The sequence below is a fragment of the Mesorhizobium sp. WSM1386 genome, assembly GCF_055901595.1.
In genome coordinates this window covers 4,960,962-4,980,555 of record NZ_CM148373.1, presented here as the reverse complement: position 1 = coordinate 4,980,555, position 19,594 = coordinate 4,960,962, and the positions used below count along the sequence as shown (strand labels likewise).

Annotated in this window: 19 protein-coding genes and 1 tRNA gene; 7 read left to right on the top strand and 13 right to left on the bottom strand. The window is 63.8% G+C overall.

The genetic code is table 11. The annotated features are described in order from the left end of the window. Nucleotides 1–45: 45 nt before the first annotated feature. Together AC0NIH_RS24535 and AC0NIH_RS24530 are read left to right on the top strand one after the other, a co-directional pair. Nucleotides 46–1,818 carry a glucan ABC transporter ATP-binding protein/ permease gene (locus AC0NIH_RS24535; protein ID WP_352713917.1) on the top strand — a complete coding sequence of 591 codons (1,773 nt, stop codon included), beginning with the start codon at nucleotides 46–48 and terminating at the stop codon, nucleotides 1,816–1,818. A 251-nt stretch (nucleotides 1,819–2,069) separates the two neighbouring features. Then, nucleotides 2,070–2,834: a heme ABC transporter permease gene (locus AC0NIH_RS24530; protein WP_352713918.1), complete on the top strand. Its 765-nt coding sequence runs from the start codon at nucleotides 2,070–2,072 to the stop codon at nucleotides 2,832–2,834. Between the two features lies 1 nt (nucleotide 2,835). Here AC0NIH_RS24530 and AC0NIH_RS24525 read toward each other — a convergent pair whose 3' ends face one another. Continuing rightward, complete coding sequence (locus AC0NIH_RS24525; RefSeq protein ID WP_352713920.1) at nucleotides 2,836–3,894, bottom strand: D-TA family PLP-dependent enzyme; 1,059 nt, start codon at nucleotides 3,892–3,894, stop codon at nucleotides 2,836–2,838. A gap of 245 nt (nucleotides 3,895–4,139) precedes the next feature. On the opposite strand from AC0NIH_RS24525, the gene AC0NIH_RS24520 reads away from it, so the two are divergent. After that, nucleotides 4,140–4,826, top strand: a complete 687-nt coding sequence (locus AC0NIH_RS24520; RefSeq protein ID WP_023766561.1) for a D-lyxose/D-mannose family sugar isomerase — start codon at nucleotides 4,140–4,142, stop codon at nucleotides 4,824–4,826. A 26-nt stretch (nucleotides 4,827–4,852) separates the two neighbouring features. Here AC0NIH_RS24520 and AC0NIH_RS24515 read toward each other — a convergent pair whose 3' ends face one another. The 6 genes from AC0NIH_RS24515 to AC0NIH_RS24490 are packed head-to-tail and all read right to left on the bottom strand — an operon-like array spanning nucleotide 4,853 to nucleotide 10,803. After that, nucleotides 4,853–5,716 (bottom strand): RDD family protein, encoded by an 864-nt coding sequence (locus AC0NIH_RS24515; protein WP_023766562.1) that lies wholly within the window; start codon nucleotides 5,714–5,716, stop codon nucleotides 4,853–4,855. Continuing rightward, nucleotides 5,703–6,722, bottom strand: coding sequence for a stage II sporulation protein M (locus AC0NIH_RS24510; RefSeq protein ID WP_352713922.1), 1,020 nt, complete (start codon nucleotides 6,720–6,722; stop codon nucleotides 5,703–5,705). Before AC0NIH_RS24510 ends, AC0NIH_RS24515 begins: the two co-directional genes overlap by 14 nt. Then, on the bottom strand, nucleotides 6,719–8,023 hold the full coding sequence (locus AC0NIH_RS24505) for a DUF58 domain-containing protein (protein ID WP_352713923.1): 1,305 nt from the start codon (nucleotides 8,021–8,023) through the stop codon (nucleotides 6,719–6,721). The genes AC0NIH_RS24510 and AC0NIH_RS24505 overlap by 4 nt, the downstream gene beginning before the upstream one ends. Further along, nucleotides 8,020–8,976, bottom strand: a complete 957-nt coding sequence (locus tag AC0NIH_RS24500) for an AAA family ATPase (protein ID WP_023780536.1) — start codon at nucleotides 8,974–8,976, stop codon at nucleotides 8,020–8,022. Before AC0NIH_RS24500 ends, AC0NIH_RS24505 begins: the two co-directional genes overlap by 4 nt. Next, nucleotides 8,963–10,174, bottom strand: coding sequence for a DUF4350 domain-containing protein (locus AC0NIH_RS24495; RefSeq protein ID WP_352713925.1), 1,212 nt, complete (start codon nucleotides 10,172–10,174; stop codon nucleotides 8,963–8,965). The genes AC0NIH_RS24500 and AC0NIH_RS24495 overlap by 14 nt, the downstream gene beginning before the upstream one ends. Continuing rightward, nucleotides 10,171–10,803: a DUF4129 domain-containing protein gene (locus tag AC0NIH_RS24490; RefSeq protein ID WP_352713927.1), complete on the bottom strand. Its 633-nt coding sequence runs from the start codon at nucleotides 10,801–10,803 to the stop codon at nucleotides 10,171–10,173. The genes AC0NIH_RS24495 and AC0NIH_RS24490 overlap by 4 nt, the downstream gene beginning before the upstream one ends. A gap of 144 nt (nucleotides 10,804–10,947) precedes the next feature. Between AC0NIH_RS24490 and AC0NIH_RS24485 the strand changes: the two genes are divergently transcribed. After that, complete coding sequence (locus AC0NIH_RS24485) at nucleotides 10,948–11,727, top strand: hypothetical protein (RefSeq protein ID WP_352713928.1); 780 nt, start codon at nucleotides 10,948–10,950, stop codon at nucleotides 11,725–11,727. Between the two features lie 52 nt (nucleotides 11,728–11,779). Here the strand turns inward: AC0NIH_RS24485 and AC0NIH_RS24480 are convergent, their stop codons facing one another. After that, entirely contained in the window at nucleotides 11,780–13,465 is a 1,686-nt protein-coding gene (locus AC0NIH_RS24480; RefSeq protein ID WP_473466638.1) for a hypothetical protein, read from the bottom strand. Nucleotides 13,466–13,484: 19 nt separating this feature from the next. Then, a complete protein-coding gene (locus tag AC0NIH_RS24475) occupies nucleotides 13,485–14,117 on the bottom strand; it encodes a hypothetical protein (RefSeq protein ID WP_473466640.1) in 633 nt (210 codons plus the stop codon). A gap of 185 nt (nucleotides 14,118–14,302) precedes the next feature. On the opposite strand from AC0NIH_RS24475, the gene AC0NIH_RS24470 reads away from it, so the two are divergent. Continuing rightward, nucleotides 14,303–14,545, top strand: coding sequence for a hypothetical protein (locus AC0NIH_RS24470; protein WP_473466641.1), 243 nt, complete (start codon nucleotides 14,303–14,305; stop codon nucleotides 14,543–14,545). Nucleotides 14,546–14,680: 135 nt separating this feature from the next. On the opposite strand, the gene AC0NIH_RS24465 is transcribed toward AC0NIH_RS24470, so the two are convergent. The 4 genes from AC0NIH_RS24465 to AC0NIH_RS24450 all read right to left on the bottom strand — a co-directional run bounded on the left by AC0NIH_RS24465 (nucleotide 14,681) and on the right by AC0NIH_RS24450 (nucleotide 16,836). Beyond that, a complete protein-coding gene (locus tag AC0NIH_RS24465; RefSeq protein ID WP_473466642.1) occupies nucleotides 14,681–14,995 on the bottom strand; it encodes a hypothetical protein in 315 nt (104 codons plus the stop codon). A gap of 95 nt (nucleotides 14,996–15,090) precedes the next feature. Beyond that, nucleotides 15,091–15,402, bottom strand: a complete 312-nt coding sequence (locus tag AC0NIH_RS24460; protein ID WP_473466644.1) for a hypothetical protein — start codon at nucleotides 15,400–15,402, stop codon at nucleotides 15,091–15,093. Nucleotides 15,403–15,586: 184 nt separating this feature from the next. Then, nucleotides 15,587–15,660, bottom strand: a tRNA-Gln gene (locus tag AC0NIH_RS24455). Between the two features lie 243 nt (nucleotides 15,661–15,903). Then, the gene (locus AC0NIH_RS24450; RefSeq protein WP_473466645.1) at nucleotides 15,904–16,836 is read right to left on the bottom strand and encodes a lysylphosphatidylglycerol synthase domain-containing protein; all 933 of its coding nucleotides are present in this window, start codon (nucleotides 16,834–16,836) and stop codon (nucleotides 15,904–15,906) included. A 276-nt stretch (nucleotides 16,837–17,112) separates the two neighbouring features. Here AC0NIH_RS24450 and AC0NIH_RS24445 point away from each other — a divergent pair, with 276 nt between their 5' ends. Next, entirely contained in the window at nucleotides 17,113–18,477 is a 1,365-nt protein-coding gene (locus tag AC0NIH_RS24445) for a Ppx/GppA phosphatase family protein (protein ID WP_473466793.1), read from the top strand. Nucleotides 18,478–18,698: 221 nt separating this feature from the next. Next, nucleotides 18,699–19,493, top strand: a complete 795-nt coding sequence (locus AC0NIH_RS24440) for an RlmE family RNA methyltransferase (protein WP_224731833.1) — start codon at nucleotides 18,699–18,701, stop codon at nucleotides 19,491–19,493. Nucleotides 19,494–19,594 lie beyond the last annotated feature (101 nt).

The following is a 19,594-nucleotide window of genomic DNA, read 5'->3' as shown; positions in this document are numbered from 1 at the left end:
CAATACTGGAATTGAGCACAATAGAGAGTTGGCGGAGTAGCTGAAGTGTCACTTCTGCAGATCTATTGGAGAGCGCTGGGGTATTTGGCCGCCGACAAGAAGCGCGTCGCGCTGATTTGCGGCGCCAACATCGCCCTTGCCGCCATCGCCATCCTGGAGCCAATCATGTTTGGCCGGGTGATCGATGCGATTTCCGCGCATGGCTCGGTATTCTCCACGCTTGCCGTGTGGGCCGGTTTGGGCGCCTTCAACGTCCTAGCTTTCGTTCTCGTGGCGCGCGGCGCCGATCGCTTTGCTCATGCCCGGCGCAGCGAAGTGCTGTGCCAGTCCTTCGAGCGCGTCATCACCATGCCGCTTGCGTGGCACCATCAGCGCGGCACGTCAAACGCCTTGCACACGCTGCTGCGCGCGGTGGAGACGCTGTTCAGCCTGTGGCTCGAATTCATGCGCCAGCATCTGTCCACGGCAGTTGCACTTGTCCTGCTGGTGCCGACCGCACTTAGCATGGATGTGCGTATGTCGATGGTGCTGCTTGGCCTCGGCATCCTCTATGTCGCCATCGGCCGTCTGGTGATGAAGCGCACCAAGGCCGGCCAGGCGGCCGTCGAGCGCCACTATCACAAGGTGTTCGCGCATGTGACGGACTCCGTCAGCAACGTCGCTGTTCTCCAGAGCTACAATCGCCTTGGCCATGAGGCCGAGACCCTGCGCCGCTATGTCAAGAACCTGCTCGACGCGCAGAATCCGGTGCTCGACTGGTGGGCCATCGCCAATGCGCTCAATCGCCTGTCGTCGACCATCTCGATGATGGTGGTGCTTCTGATCGGCGCCTATCTGGTCACCCACGGCCAGTTGCGGGTTGGCGATGTGATCGCCTTTACCGGCTTTGCCACGCTGTTGATCTCGCGGCTCGACCAGATGTCGGCTTTCGCCAACCAGATTTCGGAGGCCCGCGCCAAGCTCGAGGACTTCTACAAGCTCGAGGACTCGGCCGCCGATGTCGCCGAACCGGATGGCTTGCGCGATCTCACCAACGTCACCGGCCACGTCCGCTTCGAGGAAGTCGGCTTCGAATTCCCCAATTCGGGCCAGGGCGTCAGCGATGTTTCCTTCGAGGTCCAGGCTGGCCAGACCGTCGCCATCGTCGGACCGACGGGTGCCGGCAAGACGACGCTCATCAACCTGCTGCAGCGTGTCTTCTCGCCGTCGCACGGTCGTATCCTGATCGACGGCATCGATACTCGCACCGTGACCCGCAAGTCGCTGCGTCACTCGATCGCGACAGTGTTCCAGGATGCCGGCCTGCTCAATCGTTCGATCGAGGATAACATCCGCGTCGGCCGCGCCGATGCGACCAATGACGAGATCCATGCCGCCGCCAACGCGGCTGCCGCGCAGGACTTCATCCTGGCCAAGAGCGGCGGCTACGACACCGTGGTCGGCGAGCGTGGCGGCCAGCTGTCGGGTGGCGAGCGCCAGCGCATCGCCATTGCCCGCGCCGTGCTGAAGGATGCTCCGATCCTGGTGCTCGACGAGGCGACCAGCGCGCTCGACGTCGAGACCGAGGACCGCGTCAAGGAAGCGATCGACGAGTTGCGGCGCGACCGCACCACCTTCATCATCGCCCACCGCCTGACCACCGTTCGCGACGCCGACCTGGTCGTGTTCATGGACAAGGGCAAGGTGATCGAGATGGGTGGCTTCGCCGAATTGTCGCTGCGCAACGGCCGCTTCGCCAGCCTGCTGCGCGCCGGCGGCCTTCTCAACGACGAGGAAGTCCGCCGCCTCAGCCGGTCCGTGCAGGGCGAGGCCGCCTGAGCAGGTGACGGTTCTTCCTTCTCCCCTTGTGGGAGAAGGTGGCCTCGCAAAGCGAGGTCGGATGAGGGGTGTTCCAGCTTGGCAATGCCCTTGCCATCAGCACACGTCTCATTCCGTCACGCACCCCTCAACCGTCTCGGCGCTGACGCGCCGATCCACCTTCTCCCACAGGGGGAGAAGGAAGATGCTTCCAAGCCTGCGACACAGCCGATCGATTGCCCCGGACGCCCCGGCGGTCTATGTAAAGCCGCATGAGCGACATCACCTCACGCCTGACCGGCTGGACCGATCTTGCCAACCCGACGCGCTTCGTCGGGCTGGCCGACAAGGTCGTGCCGTGGCTGGCAACGATTTCGGCGCTTGTCCTCGCCGTCGGGCTCTATATGAGTTTCACCGCGCCTGAGGATTTCCAGCAAGGCATCACCGTTCGCATCATGTACATCCATGTGCCTTTCGCCTGGCTCGCCATGATGTGCTACACGCTAATGGCGCTCTCGGCGCTCGGCACTCTGGTCTGGCGCCATCCGCTGGCCGATGTCGCGCTGAAATCGGCCGCCCCCATTGGTGCCGCCTTCACCGCACTGGCGCTGATTACCGGCTCGATCTGGGGCAAGCCGATGTGGGGCACCTGGTGGGTCTGGGATGCGCGGCTGACCTCGGTCTTCGTGCTGTTCCTGATGTATCTCGGCATCATCGCGCTGACCCGTGCGCTCGATGACGCCAGCCGCGCCGCCTGGTCCGCCGCCATCATCACGCTGGTCGGCTTCATCAACATCCCGATCATCAAATTTTCGGTCGACTGGTGGAACACGCTGCACCAGCCGGCCTCGGTGTTCCGCATGGGGGGATCGACCATCGACGCCTCGATGCTGTGGCCGCTGCTGGTCATGGCTATCGGCTTCACGGTGCTGTTCTTCGCATTGCATCTGATGGCAATGCGCACCGAAATCCGCCGCCGCCGGGTCATCGCCATGCGTCGCGTGGCGGTACGGCAGGCCGAACGGCAGCCGGCCTAATTCATCGCATCCGCCCGCGCGCGGCCACCGGCAGCGTTTCCAGCACCGTCTCGCCGTCGATCAGGTTGACCTCGTCGAACAAATTGGTGACGACGCAGCAGTGGTCGGGCACCACGCGCACGCGCTCGCCGATTTTGAGCGTGCCATCGCCGGAAAGCGTTACGGTGCCATGCTCTTCGCTCAGGCCTGTCACCCGCGCGCCGGAGACGCCGAGCAGCTCGCCGAAATCGGGCAGCCCCAGCGTATCGCTGGACAGCGCCTTGCTGCCGCTGTCGAGAATGGCGCGGGTCGGTGTCGGGTGGCTGACCACCGTCGACAGCACCGTCAGCGCGCAATCGTCGAGCGAGCCGACGCCCTTGGCGACCTGATAACGGTCGAGATAGATGTAGGTGCCGGGGCGGTATTCGGTGACGACGCTGTCCTTGCTGGAACGCCACATGTCCGGTGTGCCGCCACTGGAGATGCGCTCGCAGGCGAGACCGCAGACGGCAAGCGCCTGGCTGGCGTTGGCGAGCCAGGCTTCGGCCTCCGCCGCTCGGCCCGCGGCCGGATAGGTCATCAGCCCGCCGAAGGCGAGGCCTTTGGCCGTGTCGATCTGTCTTGCCAGCCCAACCGCTTCACCCGGTGTCTGTACGCCGCAGCGCCCCATGCCGGTGTCGCACTCGACCAGCACCGTCAGACGATGGCCGGCATCGGTGAAGGTGGCGGCCAGCCCGTCGATGGTCTCCGTGCTGTCTGCCGTCACCGACAAGATTACGCGCCTGTGCAACGCCAGAAGCCGCTCCAGTTTGGCGCGGCCGAGGATGTTGTAAGGGAGAAAAATATCGGTCAGGCCGGCATCGGCCATCACCTCGGCTTCGCCGATCTTCTGGCAGGTGATGCCGACCGCGCCCGCCGCCACCTGCTTCTTCGCCCAGTAGGGCAGCTTGTGCGTCTTGATATGCGGCCTCAGCTTCAGCCCGTTCTTGTCGGCATGGGCCTGGGCGCGGGCAATGTTGGCTTCGGCGCGCGCGGCGTCGATCAGGATCGATGGCGTATCGAGGTCATGGATGGTCGGCATCAGCTGTCACTCCCGAATTCCGCAGGGGTTATGGCCTCGAAAGCGCGTGATGTCACCCAGCCAGCGGACGGGATCGGTGGGCCATCGGTTCACGGCCATGGCGGGGCAGGCGGCTGGATGGATCGACAGCGCACCAGTGTTCAGCTATGCGAATTGCCGTGCATGTCGCCCAAAAGTGGCCAATGGTTTTGGAACAACGGCATGCGTGCTGCCAAACAAGCATATCGACACGAAGGATCATGATCATGAAACGCTCCGCCATCAACGACATCATCCGCGAAGCCGACGCTTTCATCCGCTCGTTCGGCTATATCATGCCGCCCTTCGCCTATTGGTCACCCGAGGAGATGAAGGCGCGCCAGGTCGATTCCTCCGCCATCTTCACCTCGCGGCTCGGCTGGGACATCACTGATTACGGCCAGGAGAAATTCAACGAGCTTGGCCTGTTCCTTTTCACCGTTCGCAACGGCCGCTACGAGGACATGAAGAAGGGCATGGGCATGCTCTACGCCGAGAAGATCATGATCTCGCGCAAGGACCAACTGTCGCCGATGCACCGCCACAACATCAAGGCCGAGGACATCATCAACCGCGGCGGCGGCAAGCTGGTGCTGGAGCTGTTCATGCACGATCGCGACGGCGGCATCGATCCCAAGGCCGAAGTGTCGGTGCCGGTCGATGGGACCATCCACAGGATGCCGGCCGGCGGGCTGCTGAAGCTCGACCCGGGCCAGAGCGTCACGCTGCTGCCGGGCGTCTGGCACGCCTTCTGGGCCGAGGGCAAGGACGTGCTGATCGGCGAGGTGTCGACCGTCAACGACGATCTCACCGACAATGTCTTCCGCGAGCCGATCGGCCGCTTCTCCAACATCGACGAGGATGTCGCGCCGGTGCACCTCTTGGTGTCCGACTATGAGAAGTGGCTGGGATAGGGAGCCCGGCTGGCGTAGAGATCCGACTACCGCGCATATTTGTCGGCCTTGCGGTTGCCGAGCAGAAGCTTGCGTTCCAGATGCGCCCTGAGCTCACCGTAATAGGCGGTCAAGAAGGCTTTGGAATCGTTCGGTTCGATCGTCGAACCGATCTTGCGGCCGATGGTTTCGGCAACCGCCTTCATCGCGAAATAGTCATCGCGCCGCAGCACTTCCTCCAGTCTGTGCAGTTCGGCGATGCCGTAGGCGTCGAGCTGCGCCGGGCTGAAGTGGAAGCGGCCGGCGGCCGGATCCTGCCTTAGCGACAGGTCTTCGACCAACGCCAGCTTTGGGGCCTCGACCACCCATGTGCCGGCGAGTAGGTCGCCGATGCGCAGGCGATCACGGTTGAACAGCGGAAACAGCGAAAATAGCAGCGCCCACACCAGGCCGAAGATCGTCGATAGCGTATCGGCGACGCCGGTGCCACCGCGCACGGCAATGATCGACAATGGCAAGAACACCTCGAGCTCGCGCATCAGATTGCGGGCGATGACCTGGTCGATCGTGAGGCCCGCGCCGCCGCGCGACGCGACCCGGACGCCGACGATCCGCTTGCCCGGCGTCGCCGCGCGCCGGCCCGCCTCGAAGGCGATGAAATAGACGTTGCGCAGCAGGAAGATGAAGATGATCCAGACCACGAAAAGTGGCTCCGCCTCGCGCAGGCCAAGGCCGCCGAGGCCGAAGATCGCGACCAGGCTGACGGCCACCGCGGCGGCGACGATGATGACCACATCGAGCAGGAAGGCCGAAGCCCGGGTGCCGGCGTTCGCCAGCTTGACCCTGAGGTCGACGCCCTCCGGCGTGATCAACGGCCTGATCAGTGCAGCAGGGTTCCTAGCTGTTGCCATGCCGCACCATCCGGAACAGGTAGAAATAGGCAATCCATAGCGTCAGCATGCCGCCGCCAATGGCGTAGCGGGTCGCATCGCTGGTGATCGTCTGCCGGCCGATGCCTTCGAGCAGGCCGGCAAACAAAAGCATCACCATCACGCCGACCATCACGATCGCCGCCACTTGTCCGGCTTGAGCGGCGGCGGCCATCCGGGTCAATTCGCCGGGAAAGGCGATGCGCGTGCCGATCCGCATGCCCGCGGCACCGGCCAGCGCGATGGCAAACAGTTCGGTCGTGCCGTGGATCGACAGCCAGCCGCCAAGCTCAAAGCCCAGCCCCTTGGCGGCGTAGACCTGGAACAGCGCGCCGAGCATGCACCCGTTCATCAGGATGATTACGACGCTCGGCACCGCGAAGGCGAAGCCGAGCGCAAACGCCAGGATCGCCACTTGCGTGTTGTGGGTGAAGAGATAGGCGGCAAATCCCGACAGGAAGTGGCTGCCGCCGCCATCATAGAGCACGCTGCGCAGCGCCTCGACCGACGAATCCGGATTGCGGCCGCCGGCAAGGCTGGGCGCGATGATGGCGTCGTACCAGCGCTTGTCGGAGGCGACCAGCCAGTAGCCGGCAATGGCGCCGACAAGGGTCAATCCGACCGAGACCGAGGTCTCGCGCCACAGATCGCGGATTGCCGCTGGCCAGTCGCGCAGGAAGAAATCGCCGACGCGGTGCCGCAAGCCCCGTTTCGCGCCATAGAGATAGAAATAGCCGCGCAGGCACAGCGCTTCGAGATAGGCGATCAGCGCGCTGTCCAGCGATGTCGCACGGGCGACCGACAGTGAAGAAAGCGCCGAACGGTAGAGCAGCGGCAACGACAGCAGTTCATCTTCCGAAAGCGTGCGCGGGGCGCGTTTCTCGACGCGCGCAAGCAGCGCCTCGAATGCCTTCCAATCGGCCTCGCGCTCCTGGCGGAAGCTCGCCAGCGACTGGCGTACCGCATCGGTGCCGGCGGGCAGCGTCATAAGAGGTTCTCCTCCTTGAGCTGGATATAGCGCTCCACCAGCGCCGGGCCGAGCCGCTGGTGGTCGGCCTCGATGACATGCGCGCCGAGCAGCCGCAGCCGCCCGATCACCACCTGCCGTTGCCGAAGCAGGCCGCCGGCGGTGACCGCGCGAGCCACATCCTCCGGGGTGGCGGGTGCCATGTCGGCCAGCGCCTCCAGCTCGGCATCCTTCATCAGCATGAACAGCACCAGATGCCGCTCGGTCAGCCGGCCGACGGTGCGCAGCATCAGCTCGGCGCTGATCGGGTCGACGAAATCGGTGAAGATGATGACCAGCGAGCGCCTGTCGAGCTTGGCCGCCAATGTCGTCAGCGCCAGCGTGAAATTGGTCTCCTCGCTGGAATAGTCGATCTCGGCGGCGCGCTTCTGGATCATCATGAAACTCGGCGAGCCGCGCACCGCCCCGCTCGATACGCGCGGCCTGGCGTCGAAGGAGAACAGGCTGACGAGGTCGCCGCCCTTGAGCGCGATGAAGGCCGACAACAGCGCTGCCGTGACCGCCCGGTCGACTTTGGGCACGCCGTCGACCGGCTCGCACATCAGCCGTCCGCAGTCGATCGCCAGCACGATGTTGTTGTTCTCCTCGACGCGAAATTCGCGCGCCAGAAGCTTGCCGTGGCGCGCGCTGCGCTTCCAGTCGATCATCCGCCGGCCCATGCCGGGCTGATAGTCCTTCAGCGCTTCGAATTCGCGGCCCTGGCCGGCCCGCCTTTGCGCGTGGCCGTCGACAAGCGCGGAGCGCTGCAGCAATGTGATCGCCTCGTCGCGGGCACTGCTGACATCGGGCAGCACCGCGACTTTCCGGTCCATCGGCAGGACGACCTGGTTCCAGATCAGTCCGAACGGGCCACGCCAGCGCAGCCACAGCCGGTCGAAGCCGGCGATGCCCCGCCTGAGCGCATCGAATTCGAGGTCGAGCGTGCCGCCATTGGCCGGCAGCGCGCCGCCGGTGCCGGCGACTGGCGCCAGCCGCTGATCGTAACCGACGCGCGCCTGCAGCGCGCGCGGCCGCCCGCCGAGGCTGGCCGCGACATGGAGGGTGAAACGGCCGCCGACGCCGACTTGCGGTGGCGCGGAAAGGCTGGCGGTGAGCGAGGCACGTCCACGCCCGGCAGCTGCGTCGACCGCCAGGAATGCAAGCAGGATGCAGATCCACAACAGGCCGAGATACCAGAAAGAGGGTAGCGCAAGCGCGATCAGGAAGGCGGGGATGGCGCCCGCCGCCGCTGACCAGACCGCACGGCCGCTCGGATAAATCAACGCGGTGCTTCCGTCTGGTCGACAAGATCGGACACGATCTGCTCCACCAGCCGCCCGTCGATCTGCGCCGCCGGCGACAGGATGACGCGGTGGCGCAATGCCGGCACCGCCAGCGCCTTGACATCGTCGGGGATGACATAGGCGCGGCCGTCGAGCGCTGCCCTGGCGCGTGCGGCGCGCGCCAGCATGGCGCCCGCGCGCGGGCTTGCGCCAACCTCCAAATCGGGGCTCTCTCGCGTGCCGCGCACGAGGGCGGCGATGTAACCGACGACATCGTCGACCAGCGTGACGTCGCCGACGGTGGCGAGCGCCTTCTCCAGCGTCTTTCGGTCGGCCTGCGCCGTGATGCCATATTGCTTGATGTCGTGGGAAGCGGAGCCGCCGCCATGATGGACGATGATGGCGCGTTCCTCCCGCGCGTCGGGATAGCTCACCTTGTGCTTGAACAGGAAGCGGTCGAGTTGGGCTTCGGGAAGCGGATAGACGCCCTGATGCTCGATCGGGTTCTGTGTCGCCACCACCATGAAGTTCTGGCTGAGCGCATGCGTTGTGCCGTCGAAGGTGACGGCGTGTTCCTGCATGGCTTCCAGCAGCGCTGCCTGCGTCTTCGGCGGCGTGCGGTTGATCTCGTCGGCAAGCAGGAGGTCGCAGAAGATCGGGCCACGCGTCAGCGTGAACTGCCCGGTCTGGAAATTATAGATGTTCGAGCCGACGATGTCGCCGGGCATCAGGTCAGGCGTGAACTGGATGCGCCCGTAGACGACGCCGAGCGCCTGCGCGAAGCAGCGCGCGGTCATGGTCTTGGCCGTGCCTGGCGGGCCCTCGAGCAATATGTGCCCGCCGGCGAACAATGCCGTCAGCATCAGATCGACCGTGTCGCGCTGTCCGGTGATCGCCTTCGCCACCTCTTCCCTGATCGCGGTCGCCAGGGCCTTCACATCATCGACGTTCACCGAGCCTCCTTGTCGTCCAGTCATGCAGCTCCTGCGCTGCTTCATGCATTTGAGCCAAATTCCTGGCTTCGTTCGCGGCCTTGAAGCGATGGCTGAAGCCTTGGGTTTCGCCGTGGTCGCGGGAATCGAGCCAGCGGTCGAGCGCTTCGCCTGGCAAGCCTTGCGGCGCGCCGAGCAATGCTGCGGCACGCGCACGCATCAGCACCGCATAACGGTCGCCGAGCTCCTGCAACCGCCCGGCGCGCCTGAGCAGCATCGCCGTGGTGTCGACCAGCGCCCGCTTGCCGAATGCGATCGCCCGGCCCTCGGCCCGTGGCGGACCGAACCGGCCGAGACCATGCAGGAAAGCAAGGGCGGCCGCCGCAAGCACCGACAGCGTCAGGGCCAGGAACGGCGGCTCGACCAGCAATTTGGCGAGATCGTATCTCTGGCCGGCACCATGCAGCGTCAGATCGAACATCACCGCGCCCTTGGCCGGTTCGAGTGAGGCGATCAGGTCGAGCGCCGCCTCCGCTTTGGTGAAGTCCTTCAGCGCGGCATTGTTGATCAGGTCCGGATCGGTCAGGATGTAGAATGGCTGGTCCTTGATCTCCGAGAGCACCGCCTTGCCGTTGCCTGCCGCGATCAGCGGTTGGTCGTCGGCAATCCATTGCAGTTGATCGGGCGCGGCAACCATATGGCCGCGGACGTCGATCTGCCCGACAGTGCTGTTGCCGATACCGAGCCTTGCCTTGACGATGTGGCCAAGCCAGTCGTTGACAACCGTATCGGGCAGCCGTTCGATCTTCATTTCAAAGTCCTGGCGCCCCTCGAGCGGCAGGGTCAGCCATTTCGGCAGCACGAAGAGCGTCGGCTTGTTCGCGCGAAGCCTGACGATGCGGTCGAGCGCGGCGGGGTCGCTGTCTGGCGAGATGGTGACGATCAGCAGGAACCCGGACAATATGCCCGTGTCTATATCTTTCTGCCTTCGCGCCATGGGTGCCGGCGTTCCGGTCAACTGCAGCCATTTGACGATGCCGGCATAGCCCGAGCCGCCCTTGGAAAGCGGGGTGGCGCCGCCGCCGGGCTGACGGAAATCCGGGGCATAGGTGGACAGGAGAAAGAATGCAACCGCGGCCAGCAGGCTGGCAAAGATGCCCCAAAACAGGGTTCTGCGGCTGAACGGTTCCTGCGCTGTCTCGGCTGCCGGCGCACTCATGTCCAGGCATCCCTGAAGGCAAACCGCTCATAGGCGCCGCGCGCCTGCTGCCACCCTTCGGCGCCGACCGGCCGACGGGCAAAGAGCGCTGCCTCGACGATGCGCGCGATCTCGCTGAACGCCTGGCGCGCCCGCAACGGGAGCGATGGTGCAGTTGCGATGTCGCGCGACGTCAGCGATGGGCGCAGGAAGTCGGGCAGGCGTCCGGCGATGTCGGCGACGCTGCGCCGAAGCAGGAGATGCACCGCCTCGTCGAACGCGCCACGCGCGGCGAGGGCGTCAGCCTCGGAGAGCAGGATCTGCGCCGCGCCGGAATCCGGACGCCAGTCGTCCTGCGCCTCCGCTTCCTTGCGGGTGCGCCGCCACGGCAGGCGCCAGGCAACACCCTTGGCTTCGAGTGCGACCAGAAGGACGATGACCGCCACACCGATGATCACCGCTCCCCAGAACATGTAGATCATGTAGGGGCCTATCCGCGCCAGCATCTCCAGCACGGGCTTCAGCCATGCCGGCGGTTCTGATGGCACCAGGCTCGGCAGATCGAATTGGATGGAGTGGTCCGCCAGCAGCTGCTCGTGCAGATTTGCCAGCCCTTCGGCGTCCGCCGTGTCCGGCTGTGCGACTGTCACCCGCTCGCTCCCTGCAACCCGCGGTTCGTCGCCAACACTGGCAATGCTGCACGGCAATTGCAAGTGATTGGACGTCGGTTATCAATACTGGCAGATTTACAGTCGGGAACACCGCTTGGCATAGCCCGGTGAGGGGATGACGTCATGACTTCAACCACATTGGCACGGCGGGAGAAATTCGATATCGGCAGGGTGTTCAACAACACATTTGCTGTTATCGGCCGCAACATCGGGCTCTGCATTGGCCTTGCCGCCGTATTTTCAGGACTGCCGAATCTTGTTTCGCAGCTTGCGCGCCCGGCTGCCCACGCAGTTGGAGATCCGGCTGGTCTTGCCGAGGCGACCGCGAATTACACATTCGGCTATTTCGTCGGCTTCGCGGTGTTTGGAATACTCTATGTCGGTCTTTCGCTTCTGTTGCAGTCGAGTCTTGTTCGAGCGGCGATCGAAGATATGAACGGCAAGAGGCCGACCTTCGGCGACTGCATTCGCGTGGCGATCCGCAATCTGCTGCCGACGCTCGGGATCGGCCTGCTTGTCGGGCTTGGCGTTGGCGTTGCCTCGATTGCTTTGGTGGTACCCGGCATCATCCTCTGGCTCGGCTGGTCGGTGTCGATACCGGTGCTTATCCAGGAGCGGCTCGGCGTCTTCGGTTCGATGTCGCGCAGCCGCGCGCTGACGAAGGGCAGCCGCTGGGCCCTGTTCGGGCTTTTCCTGATCCTGATGATCATAGCACTTGTCATCCAGTCGATGAGCGCGGTGGTCATCTATCTCTTCCACGGAATTGCCGCTGCGGTCTTGGCCGCCCTGGTGCAGACCATCGTATCGATGGTGATCTCCGTCGCCACGGCTGTCAGCTATGTCGAACTGCGCCAGGTCAAGGAAGGCGTCAGTGTTGATGAACTGGCGGAGATCTTCTCGTAGCGGAAGGCGCCGTTCGCGTCAGCGCGACAGCCACTTCCGTAACAGCCCACGGTCAACGACAGCAGCAATGATCCGCTTGCACGCTCGTCCTGCACAGGCAGGACGAGGTGATCGGCACGTCCGCCTTGGTCAACGCCACGGCAAGCCTTTCCTGCAGCGCGGGCAGTTCGTCGCTCTCGCCACGCCGTTTCAGGCACTCCACCAGACCATGCAGTGCCCAGACATTGTTCGGGTGCTGGGCGCAGCGCTGCACCGTGCCGCTGAGGCCGAGATCGTCGCGATAGACCTGCTCGGCCTCTTCGGCGTGGCCCTGGTCGAGCAGCAGGGCGGCCAGTGCATGGCGCGGCGGGTGCATCCACGCCCATGGCTCGGTGTAGGAGAGATTGTCGTCCAACTCGACCGCTTGCCGCAGATGGCCATAGGCCTCGTCGTGCCGGCCCTGGTGATAGGCAAGCTCGCCATCGAGCAAGGCAGCACCGACAGCCAGCGAGGCGCGCGTCGGGTTGCTGAGAAAACGCCGCTCCGGCGCAACGCTTTCCACATGCCGGTGGAACCGCTCACGCTCGCGCTCGGCCTCGGCGAATTGCCTCAGCGTCGCATGCGCGACGCCCTTGGCGTAGTGCTGCATGGCTGCCGTCAGCACATAGAGGCCGGGCTCCGCCGTCACCGGTTCGTCGATGATCTCCTGCCAGCGGCCGAAGCGCACGAGCACATGCGACTTCATCGCGTGATAGCCTTCCACTGTTTGGGTGAGCTTGGGACGATCCTGGATGGCGACCACGTCGCGCACGACCAGGCTTCGCACCTTGTCGGCGGCCCATAGCGCCGGCCGGTATTGGCCTGACAACATGCAGGTGAACATCATCAGGTGCAGATCGTGGCAGCAGCCGAGCAGATAGTAGGTCGGCTCGTTGGCATAGGCGAGATAGAGGTCGTTGGCGCGCACCGCCTTTTCGCTGGCGAGCTTCGCCTTCTCGTATTCGCCGCACAGCACATGGATATGGCCGGGCATGTGGTTCATGTGCCCGGCATCAGGACACATTTGCCCGAGCAGATCCGCCGAGCGCATGCCGCGTTCCGGCATGGTGGACATTTCCAAGAGATGGATGTGCAGGTGGACGATCGCCGGATGCTGGGCGACGCCGGCCTCGTCGGCCAACCGGATTGACCGCTCGCACACCTCCAGCGCCTCGATGACATCCGAGTTCGGCGCCGGCGCACCGGTCTTGAGGTTCCACAGCCGCCGCACCGTGCGCATCATCAACGCCTCGACCAGCAACGCCATCACGTCATGGTCATCGGGAAAATCCTGGTAGACCAGCCGCATCGCGGCGGCATAGGCATCGTCCCACTGTTCGAATTCCCGTGGGCTCACCTTGTGCGGCTTCTGGAAACGGCAAGCCAGCGCCTCGATCAAGGCCCGTTCGACATCGTTGGCAACACCGGCATTGGCGCGCGCCTTCTGCACATGCTGGAAGCAGCGCTTCGTCGCGCTGTTCGCTTCGGCCTCGCCATGCTCCTTCCAGGTCAGGTTGTAGAAAGGCCCGGCGGCATAGGCGATGCCCCAATGCACCATCGGACAGTCCGGATCGGTCGCCAGCGCCTTCTCAAAACACTTGATGCCTTCCTCATGGTTGAAGCCGTAGCACCAGTTCAGCCCGATATCGAACCATCGCTGGGTCTCGGTAGAGCGGGTGGAGATGGGGCGGCGGTAGGTGCCGAGATTGAAGCGGTCCATGTCTTCCATTCAAGTTTGATTAGCCGGTCCCTTCGGGCACCGCTTCATTTTGCCATCCGGCCAGCTCTGGCAGGTCGTCAAGCCAACTTTTCTCGCTCGTCAAGGCATCGTCCGCCTGCGGAACAGCCTCGGTGGCGTTTTGAATGAGCCAGTCCATCCACTTCCGATAGGCAACCGGATCCAGTTGCGGCGGCAGCACCTTGGCCTTGAGCAGCATCCTCTTGCGGAAACTGGTTTGCCGGCGGAGCTTGGTCGTCGTGAACTTGATGACCTTGCCCTGGTATTCAACCGTCCAGCGGCCATCCCCATGGTTAGCGAGCCTGTCGATGGCGAAACCGGCATCGACAGGCCTATCGCGCCAAGGAAGCTCGATGGCATTCTTCCTCAGATCGAGTGCCCATCGCCTGTAGCTGGCCCCGGTACGCTGGGGCGGCAGCGCACCAGCCTGTTCGAGTATCTTCCTGCGGAAGGTAGGCTGCTTCTTGAGCTGGCCGGTCGTGAACTCGACGCGATGCCCGCGAAACTCGACGTGCCAGCGGATCCTTCCGTTGCCGACATACTTCACCAGCCTGTCGATGACGAATTCGCCATCGGCCAGCACCGCGCAGCCTTGGCTGATGCTTTCGAGAATGTACTGGCTGTCAGTGGCCATTATGGAGCCCAATGCAAAAAAACCTTTGCGGAGCTTAGCCCGGCAGCGACTGCTATGACCAACGCGTTATTGCCCTCCGAGGAGGGAGCCGGGTCGGATCAAAGGGATAGGGCCTCGTCCTTTTGAAGGAATCGCAAACCGTGAGAAGCCGGCGTAAGGATTCGTTGCGCACAAGTGAGGTCCCCATGTTTTTTGAACCGCTCAATCTGGACGGCCGAAAGCGAAGCGCCGCCCATCATGCAACACGGCTTTCGAAGCTGCACGGCCGGCTGGCGAAGAAGCTCGACCAGGTGGACCATGCGGCCGATCGGGTTGAACATGCGGCGGTCGCTTTGGTCGAGGCCACCCGTCAATCTGCCATGCATGAGACGATGGCACCTTCGGCAGTTTTCGTGCATCTGGCCGCCAGTCAGACACTCGGTCTGTAAAGCCCTCTCGCGGGGAGGCAGCGCAAAGAAGAACTTGTCGAAGAGCGCCTGATCGTCGCCGATGGTAGCGCCGACGTTCTGCGGCGCGAAATCAAGAGAAGCTGGTTGCCATAGTACGCTGTCCGCCGACAAGTTTCAGCATCCGAGCGCGGAAGTGTTGATTGCCGGGGTGCCGCCTTCATAAAGAACGGTGCCGTCTTTGGGATCGTAGTAGAACCCCTTGAAACCAGTGTAACCTCCAAAACCATTCTTGCCATTCACATCACCGCATATGCCGATCTTGAGATCGTTATATCGCACGTTTCTGAAAAGAGCCGATTCCGGGTCTTTCAGGTTAGCTGCCACCGCCTTCTTTGCATTCCAGACAATCCAGAAAGGCACGCCCGCCAAGGCAAAATACGCCGCGCCGGCGAGCGCGAGCGCCGCCGCAACGATAGTCAGTCTTTTCAAGATTAGTCCCCCGAAGAATGTTGCCGGTGGCAACGAATCATAGGGTGGACTCGCCGTCAATAGTAGTGTTGCCAACGCGGCTGTCGGTGGGCGTGTTATTTACAGCCGCTCTTGATTTGGCCGTCGACAATCAAACGCACAAGTTCGCGATTAAGACCTTGTTGGACCAGCTCAATCGTCCTTGTCGCGACCGCCACTCCTTCTCTGGCTTTTACAGAGTCGTGGATGTGACGTTCTTCGTTGATGCAGGAGGCATAGATTGCTGGCAGTAACTCGGTCGGCGCGTGACAGCTTTCCGCGCTGTAAAGGATCGCGTTTGCAAAGAGGCAAGCCTTATATTTGTTGCCAAGCTCATGCGGAGTTTGTGCCATGGCGGCGCTTGTGGTCGAAGCCGCCACGACCATCATTAGCTTATGCAAAGCGAGTCCCCCGTTCAGCCCGATTCCAACTGCCCGACAGTAACGGCTCAGAGGACAGCTATCCACAGGGTTAAAACTCCCCTAGAAAATCCCCTAATTTAGTCCCCTAGAATCGCCGACGTCAGGAAGTTGAATTTCCCGTAAGGCATTGATTTTATTGAATAAGTAAGACTGGCTGGGGAACCTGGATTCGAACCAGGACTAACGGAGTCAGAGTCCGTGGGTCTACCGTTAACCTATTCCCCAGCAGGCGTGGTCATGGACCGCGCGGGCCGAACGGCTGAGCCGCTTGAGCGCTGCCTTGTAGCCGCCAGCGGAAAATAGTCAAGCCTGCTCTGCGGTTCAAATCGGCCAATCGCACAAGTTTGCGCTGCCCCTCATCCGCCTGCCGGCGTTCGTCGTTCGAAAAGCCAAGCAGTTGGCTTTTCGTCCGCTTTGCGGACCGTTCCTCAACTCCCCGCGAACGGGGAGACGGCCGCCGAACACGTCTCAGCTCTCCGTCCGGCTGAACTGCGAGCGTTCAAAGAACAGCACCACGCCAAGCCCGAGAATCAGCGGGATGATGAGGTAAAACAGCCGGAACACCAGCAGCGCCGCCAGCACGCCGACCGGGTCCATGTCCGAAAGCCCGGCCAGGAACACCACCTCGAACACGCCGAGGCCGCCCGGCGCGTGCGAGATTTGGGCAATCGAGAACGAGACGAGGAAGACGCCGAGCACGACGAAATAGCCGGGATTGTGGGCCTCGGGCAGGGCAAAGAAGATGATCGCGGTCGCCGCCAGGAGTTCGATCGGGCCAACCAGCAATTGCCTGGCGACGATCGGCAGTGCTGGATAATGCAGCTGAAAGCTGGCGATCTTCAGCGGACGCAGGTGCAGCCAGCTGCCGAATATGTAGGCGGCGACGAGGATCAGCATGGCAATGCCCGCCGCTTCCGACAGGCCGTGATGAGCAATGCCGGAGAACCGGTCGAGAACCTGCGGCTCTAAGACCAGCACGAGGCCGGAGACGAGGATGGTCGACAAGACGAAGGTGATCCAGCAGATCGCCACCAGCACGCCGACATCCTGGCCGGTCAGCCCCCTGGTGCCGTAGGCGCGGTAGCGGATGACGGCGCCGGAGAACACCGAGCCGCCAATGTTGTGCGACAGCGCGTAGGTGGTGAAGGAACAGAGCGTCACGAACAGCCACGACACCTTCTTGCCGATATGCAGCAGCGCGATATGGTCGTAGCCGGCAAGCGAGGCGTAGGCGATGACCGAACTCACGGCCGCCAGGGCCCAGCCGCGGGTTGGAATAGCCGCGAGACCTTCCCAGACATCGTCGAGCGAAATGCCGCGCAGTTCGTGCCAGAGCAGCAGCAGTGAGAAGATCACCGCGGCGATGCCGACGACCGGCCAGAAATAGCGTCTCCAGTTCATTGCCTGACTGCCATGCGTTGCGTTTCCGCTTCCTTTTCGCCTGATGGTGGGAGGCCGGCTGCCCGGTGACCTCAGTCCATTTCAGAAATGCCTCATCGAAGCCGGCTATTCAACCGCGAACACTTGTCGCGCGGGCGGCCGCGCAGCCAACCGGCAAAATTCAGCAACCGGCTCTTGGTGATCGGGCGCGGCACTGTTAGTCTGGCGGCAACTTGAAACATGCCAAAGCGCCTGCTGCGTCCGTCACCGGTTCGCGCGGCGCCGGAAGGAACGACAGTGGAAGACCGCGACACCGGCGCAGGCGCGCCGGAGGTGGGCGCGTCCAGCGCTTCCCCAGGGCCATCGGGCTCTGGGACGGCCGGTTGGCAGCAACGTCGCCCGGCGGAGCCTCGCTCCGCTGACGGGCAGGCGGGCGACGCGACCCATAACCAGAAGGGCAAGCCCAAGAAGCGGCGCAAGCGAAGGCGCGGGCGCAAGGTTTTCGCGCGCGATGAAGCGCGTCCGCAGGACAATCGGTCGCCGGTGCCGGGAACGGCCGCGGTCCTGGCAGTGGCGCCTATTGTGTCGGCGGCTGCGGCGATCGCATCGGTCGTTCCAACACCACGCCCCGAACAGGGCACCCGTCGGCCTCCGGTGCACGAGCTGCCCGTTTTCGCGGCCCTCGACCTCGGCACCAACAATTGCCGGCTGCTGGTCGCGGTGCCGACGCGTCACGGCCAGTTCCGTGTCATCGATGCCTTCTCGCGCATCGTCAGGCTGGGCGAGGGGCTGACCGCCAATGGCCGGCTCGGCCAGCCGGCGATGGACCGCGCGGTCGAGGCGCTGAAGGTCTGCGGCGACAAATTGCGCGGCCGCAAGATCAGGAAGGCCAGGCTGATCGCCACCGAGGCCTGCCGCTCGGCCGAGAACGGCGTCGAATTCCTCGAACGCGTCGAGCGCGAGGCCGGCCTGAAGCTCGAGATCATCGACCGCCAGACCGAAGCACGGCTGGCGGTTTCCGGCTGTGGCTCGCTGGTCGAGCGCGACACGCAGGGCGTCGTCCTGTTCGATATCGGCGGCGGCTCTTCGGAAATTGCGTTGATCGACCTCACCGGCCGCCGTTCGCCGCGGCTCGCCAACCACATCGTGTCCTGGACGTCGTTGCCGGTCGGCGTCGTCTCATTGGCCGAACGTTTCGGCGGCCGCACCGTGACGCGCGAGATCTTCACCGCCATGGTCGACGATGTCGCCGGCCGGCTGGCCACGTTCGATGGCCGCGACCGGCTGAGCCATCTCAAGGCCAGCCCGAATTTCCATCTGCTCGGCACATCCGGCACGGTGACGACGCTCGCCGGCGTCCACCTCGATCTCGAGCGTTACGACCGCCGCCGTGTCGACGGGCTGTGGATGGACCGCGACAGCGTCGATCGCATGGTCGAGAAGCTGGTCGGCTGGGATTTCCAGCAGCGCTGCGCCAACCCGTGCATCGGCGCCGATCGCGCCGATCTGGTGCTGGCCGGCTGTGCTATATTGGAAGCTATCCGTGCGGTGTGGCCATCCGAGCGGCTGCGTGTCGCCGACCGCGGCCTGCGCGAGGGCATATTGAGCGAGCTGATGGCCGATGACGGCGTCTGGCGCAACGATGGACGTGGCAGGGCATGATCCCGAATCTAAGAACCTCGTCAGCGGTGAGCAGTCGACCCCGCTCCGTCGAGCTTCGCTCGACACCTCTCCCCGGTCGACGGGGGAGAGGAAAGGCGCGAGCGTGCGCCGGCTGGCGCCTTTCCTCTCCCTCCGGAGGGGGGAAAGGTGGCGCCGCGAAGCGGCGACGGAGTGGGGGCAGCCCTCCGCGAAACGCACATGCTCAAGCAAGAAGTCAACCAATGACCAAGAAACCGGAAAAACCAGGCTCCGCCAGCATTCGCGTGCTGAAGACGCGAATCAAGAAGAAGAGCGGCTTGAAGGAATCGTCGCGCCGCTGGCTGCAGCGCCACATCAACGATCCCTATGTCCAGAGGTCGAAGGCCGACGGCTACCGCTCGCGCGCGGCCTACAAGCTGATCGAGATCGACGACAAGCACCATTTGCTCAAGCCCGGCATGAAGGTGATCGACCTTGGTGCTGCGCCCGGCGGCTGGTGCCAGGTGGCGGCCGCGCGGACGAAATCGACGGCGGAAAACCCGCATGTCATCGGGATCGACTATCTGGAAATGGATGCCGTGCCCGGTGCGCCGGTGCTGCTGATGGATTTTCTCGATCCGGCAGCCCCTCAGAAGCTGGCCGAGGCGCTGGGCGGCGACCCCGATGTCGTGCTGTCCGACATGGCTGCACCCACCACCGGCCACAAGCGGACCGACCATATCCGCACCATGCATCTGTGCGAGGTGGCCGCCGATTTCGCGCTGTCGGTGCTGAAGCCGGGCGGACATTTCCTCGCCAAGACGTTTCAGGGCGGCGCGGAGAACGAACTGCTCTCCATGCTCAAGAAGAACTTCCGGTCGGTGCACCACGTCAAGCCGCCTGCATCGCGCGATGAATCGGTGGAGCTTTATCTCTTGGCGAAGGATTTCAAGGGGCGAGAGGCCGGTCCGCCATCAGGCGGATCGGAACGTCCAGTGGACGTTCCGAAGGACTCGAGCGCCCGGAGCCATAGCGAAGGGCCGGGGGACGCCGAGTAGCGTCTTCCCTTCTCCCCTTGCGGGAGAAGGTGGCCTCGCGAAGCGAGGTCGGATGAGGGGTGGTCCAGCTTGGCGATATGCTTGCAAAGCCACGACTGCGC

Excerpts from the sequence above, each read along its gene's own strand:
- AC0NIH_RS24480 (WP_473466638.1), bottom strand. The coding sequence starts at position 13,465 with ATGGACCGCTTCAATCTCGGCACCTACCGCCGCCCCATCTCCACCCGC.
- AC0NIH_RS24525 (WP_352713920.1), bottom strand. The coding sequence starts at position 3,894 with ATGCCGACCATCCATGACCTCGATACGCCATCGATCCTGATCGACGCC.
- AC0NIH_RS24515 (WP_023766562.1), bottom strand. The coding sequence starts at position 5,716 with ATGGCAACAGCTAGGAACCCTGCTGCACTGATCAGGCCGTTGATCACG.
- AC0NIH_RS24450 (WP_473466645.1), bottom strand. The coding sequence starts at position 16,836 with ATGAACTGGAGACGCTATTTCTGGCCGGTCGTCGGCATCGCCGCGGTG.
- AC0NIH_RS24520 (WP_023766561.1), top strand. The coding sequence starts at position 4,140 with ATGAAACGCTCCGCCATCAACGACATCATCCGCGAAGCCGACGCTTTC.
- AC0NIH_RS24530 (WP_352713918.1), top strand. The coding sequence starts at position 2,070 with ATGAGCGACATCACCTCACGCCTGACCGGCTGGACCGATCTTGCCAAC.
- AC0NIH_RS24475 (WP_473466640.1), bottom strand. The coding sequence starts at position 14,117 with ATGGCCACTGACAGCCAGTACATTCTCGAAAGCATCAGCCAAGGCTGC.
- AC0NIH_RS24510 (WP_352713922.1), bottom strand. The coding sequence starts at position 6,722 with ATGACGCTGCCCGCCGGCACCGATGCGGTACGCCAGTCGCTGGCGAGC.
- AC0NIH_RS24485 (WP_352713928.1), top strand. The coding sequence starts at position 10,948 with ATGACTTCAACCACATTGGCACGGCGGGAGAAATTCGATATCGGCAGG.
- AC0NIH_RS24470 (WP_473466641.1), top strand. The coding sequence starts at position 14,303 with ATGTTTTTTGAACCGCTCAATCTGGACGGCCGAAAGCGAAGCGCCGCC.
- AC0NIH_RS24495 (WP_352713925.1), bottom strand. The coding sequence starts at position 10,174 with ATGAGTGCGCCGGCAGCCGAGACAGCGCAGGAACCGTTCAGCCGCAGA.
- AC0NIH_RS24460 (WP_473466644.1), bottom strand. The coding sequence starts at position 15,402 with ATGATGGTCGTGGCGGCTTCGACCACAAGCGCCGCCATGGCACAAACT.
- AC0NIH_RS24440 (WP_224731833.1), top strand. The coding sequence starts at position 18,699 with ATGACCAAGAAACCGGAAAAACCAGGCTCCGCCAGCATTCGCGTGCTG.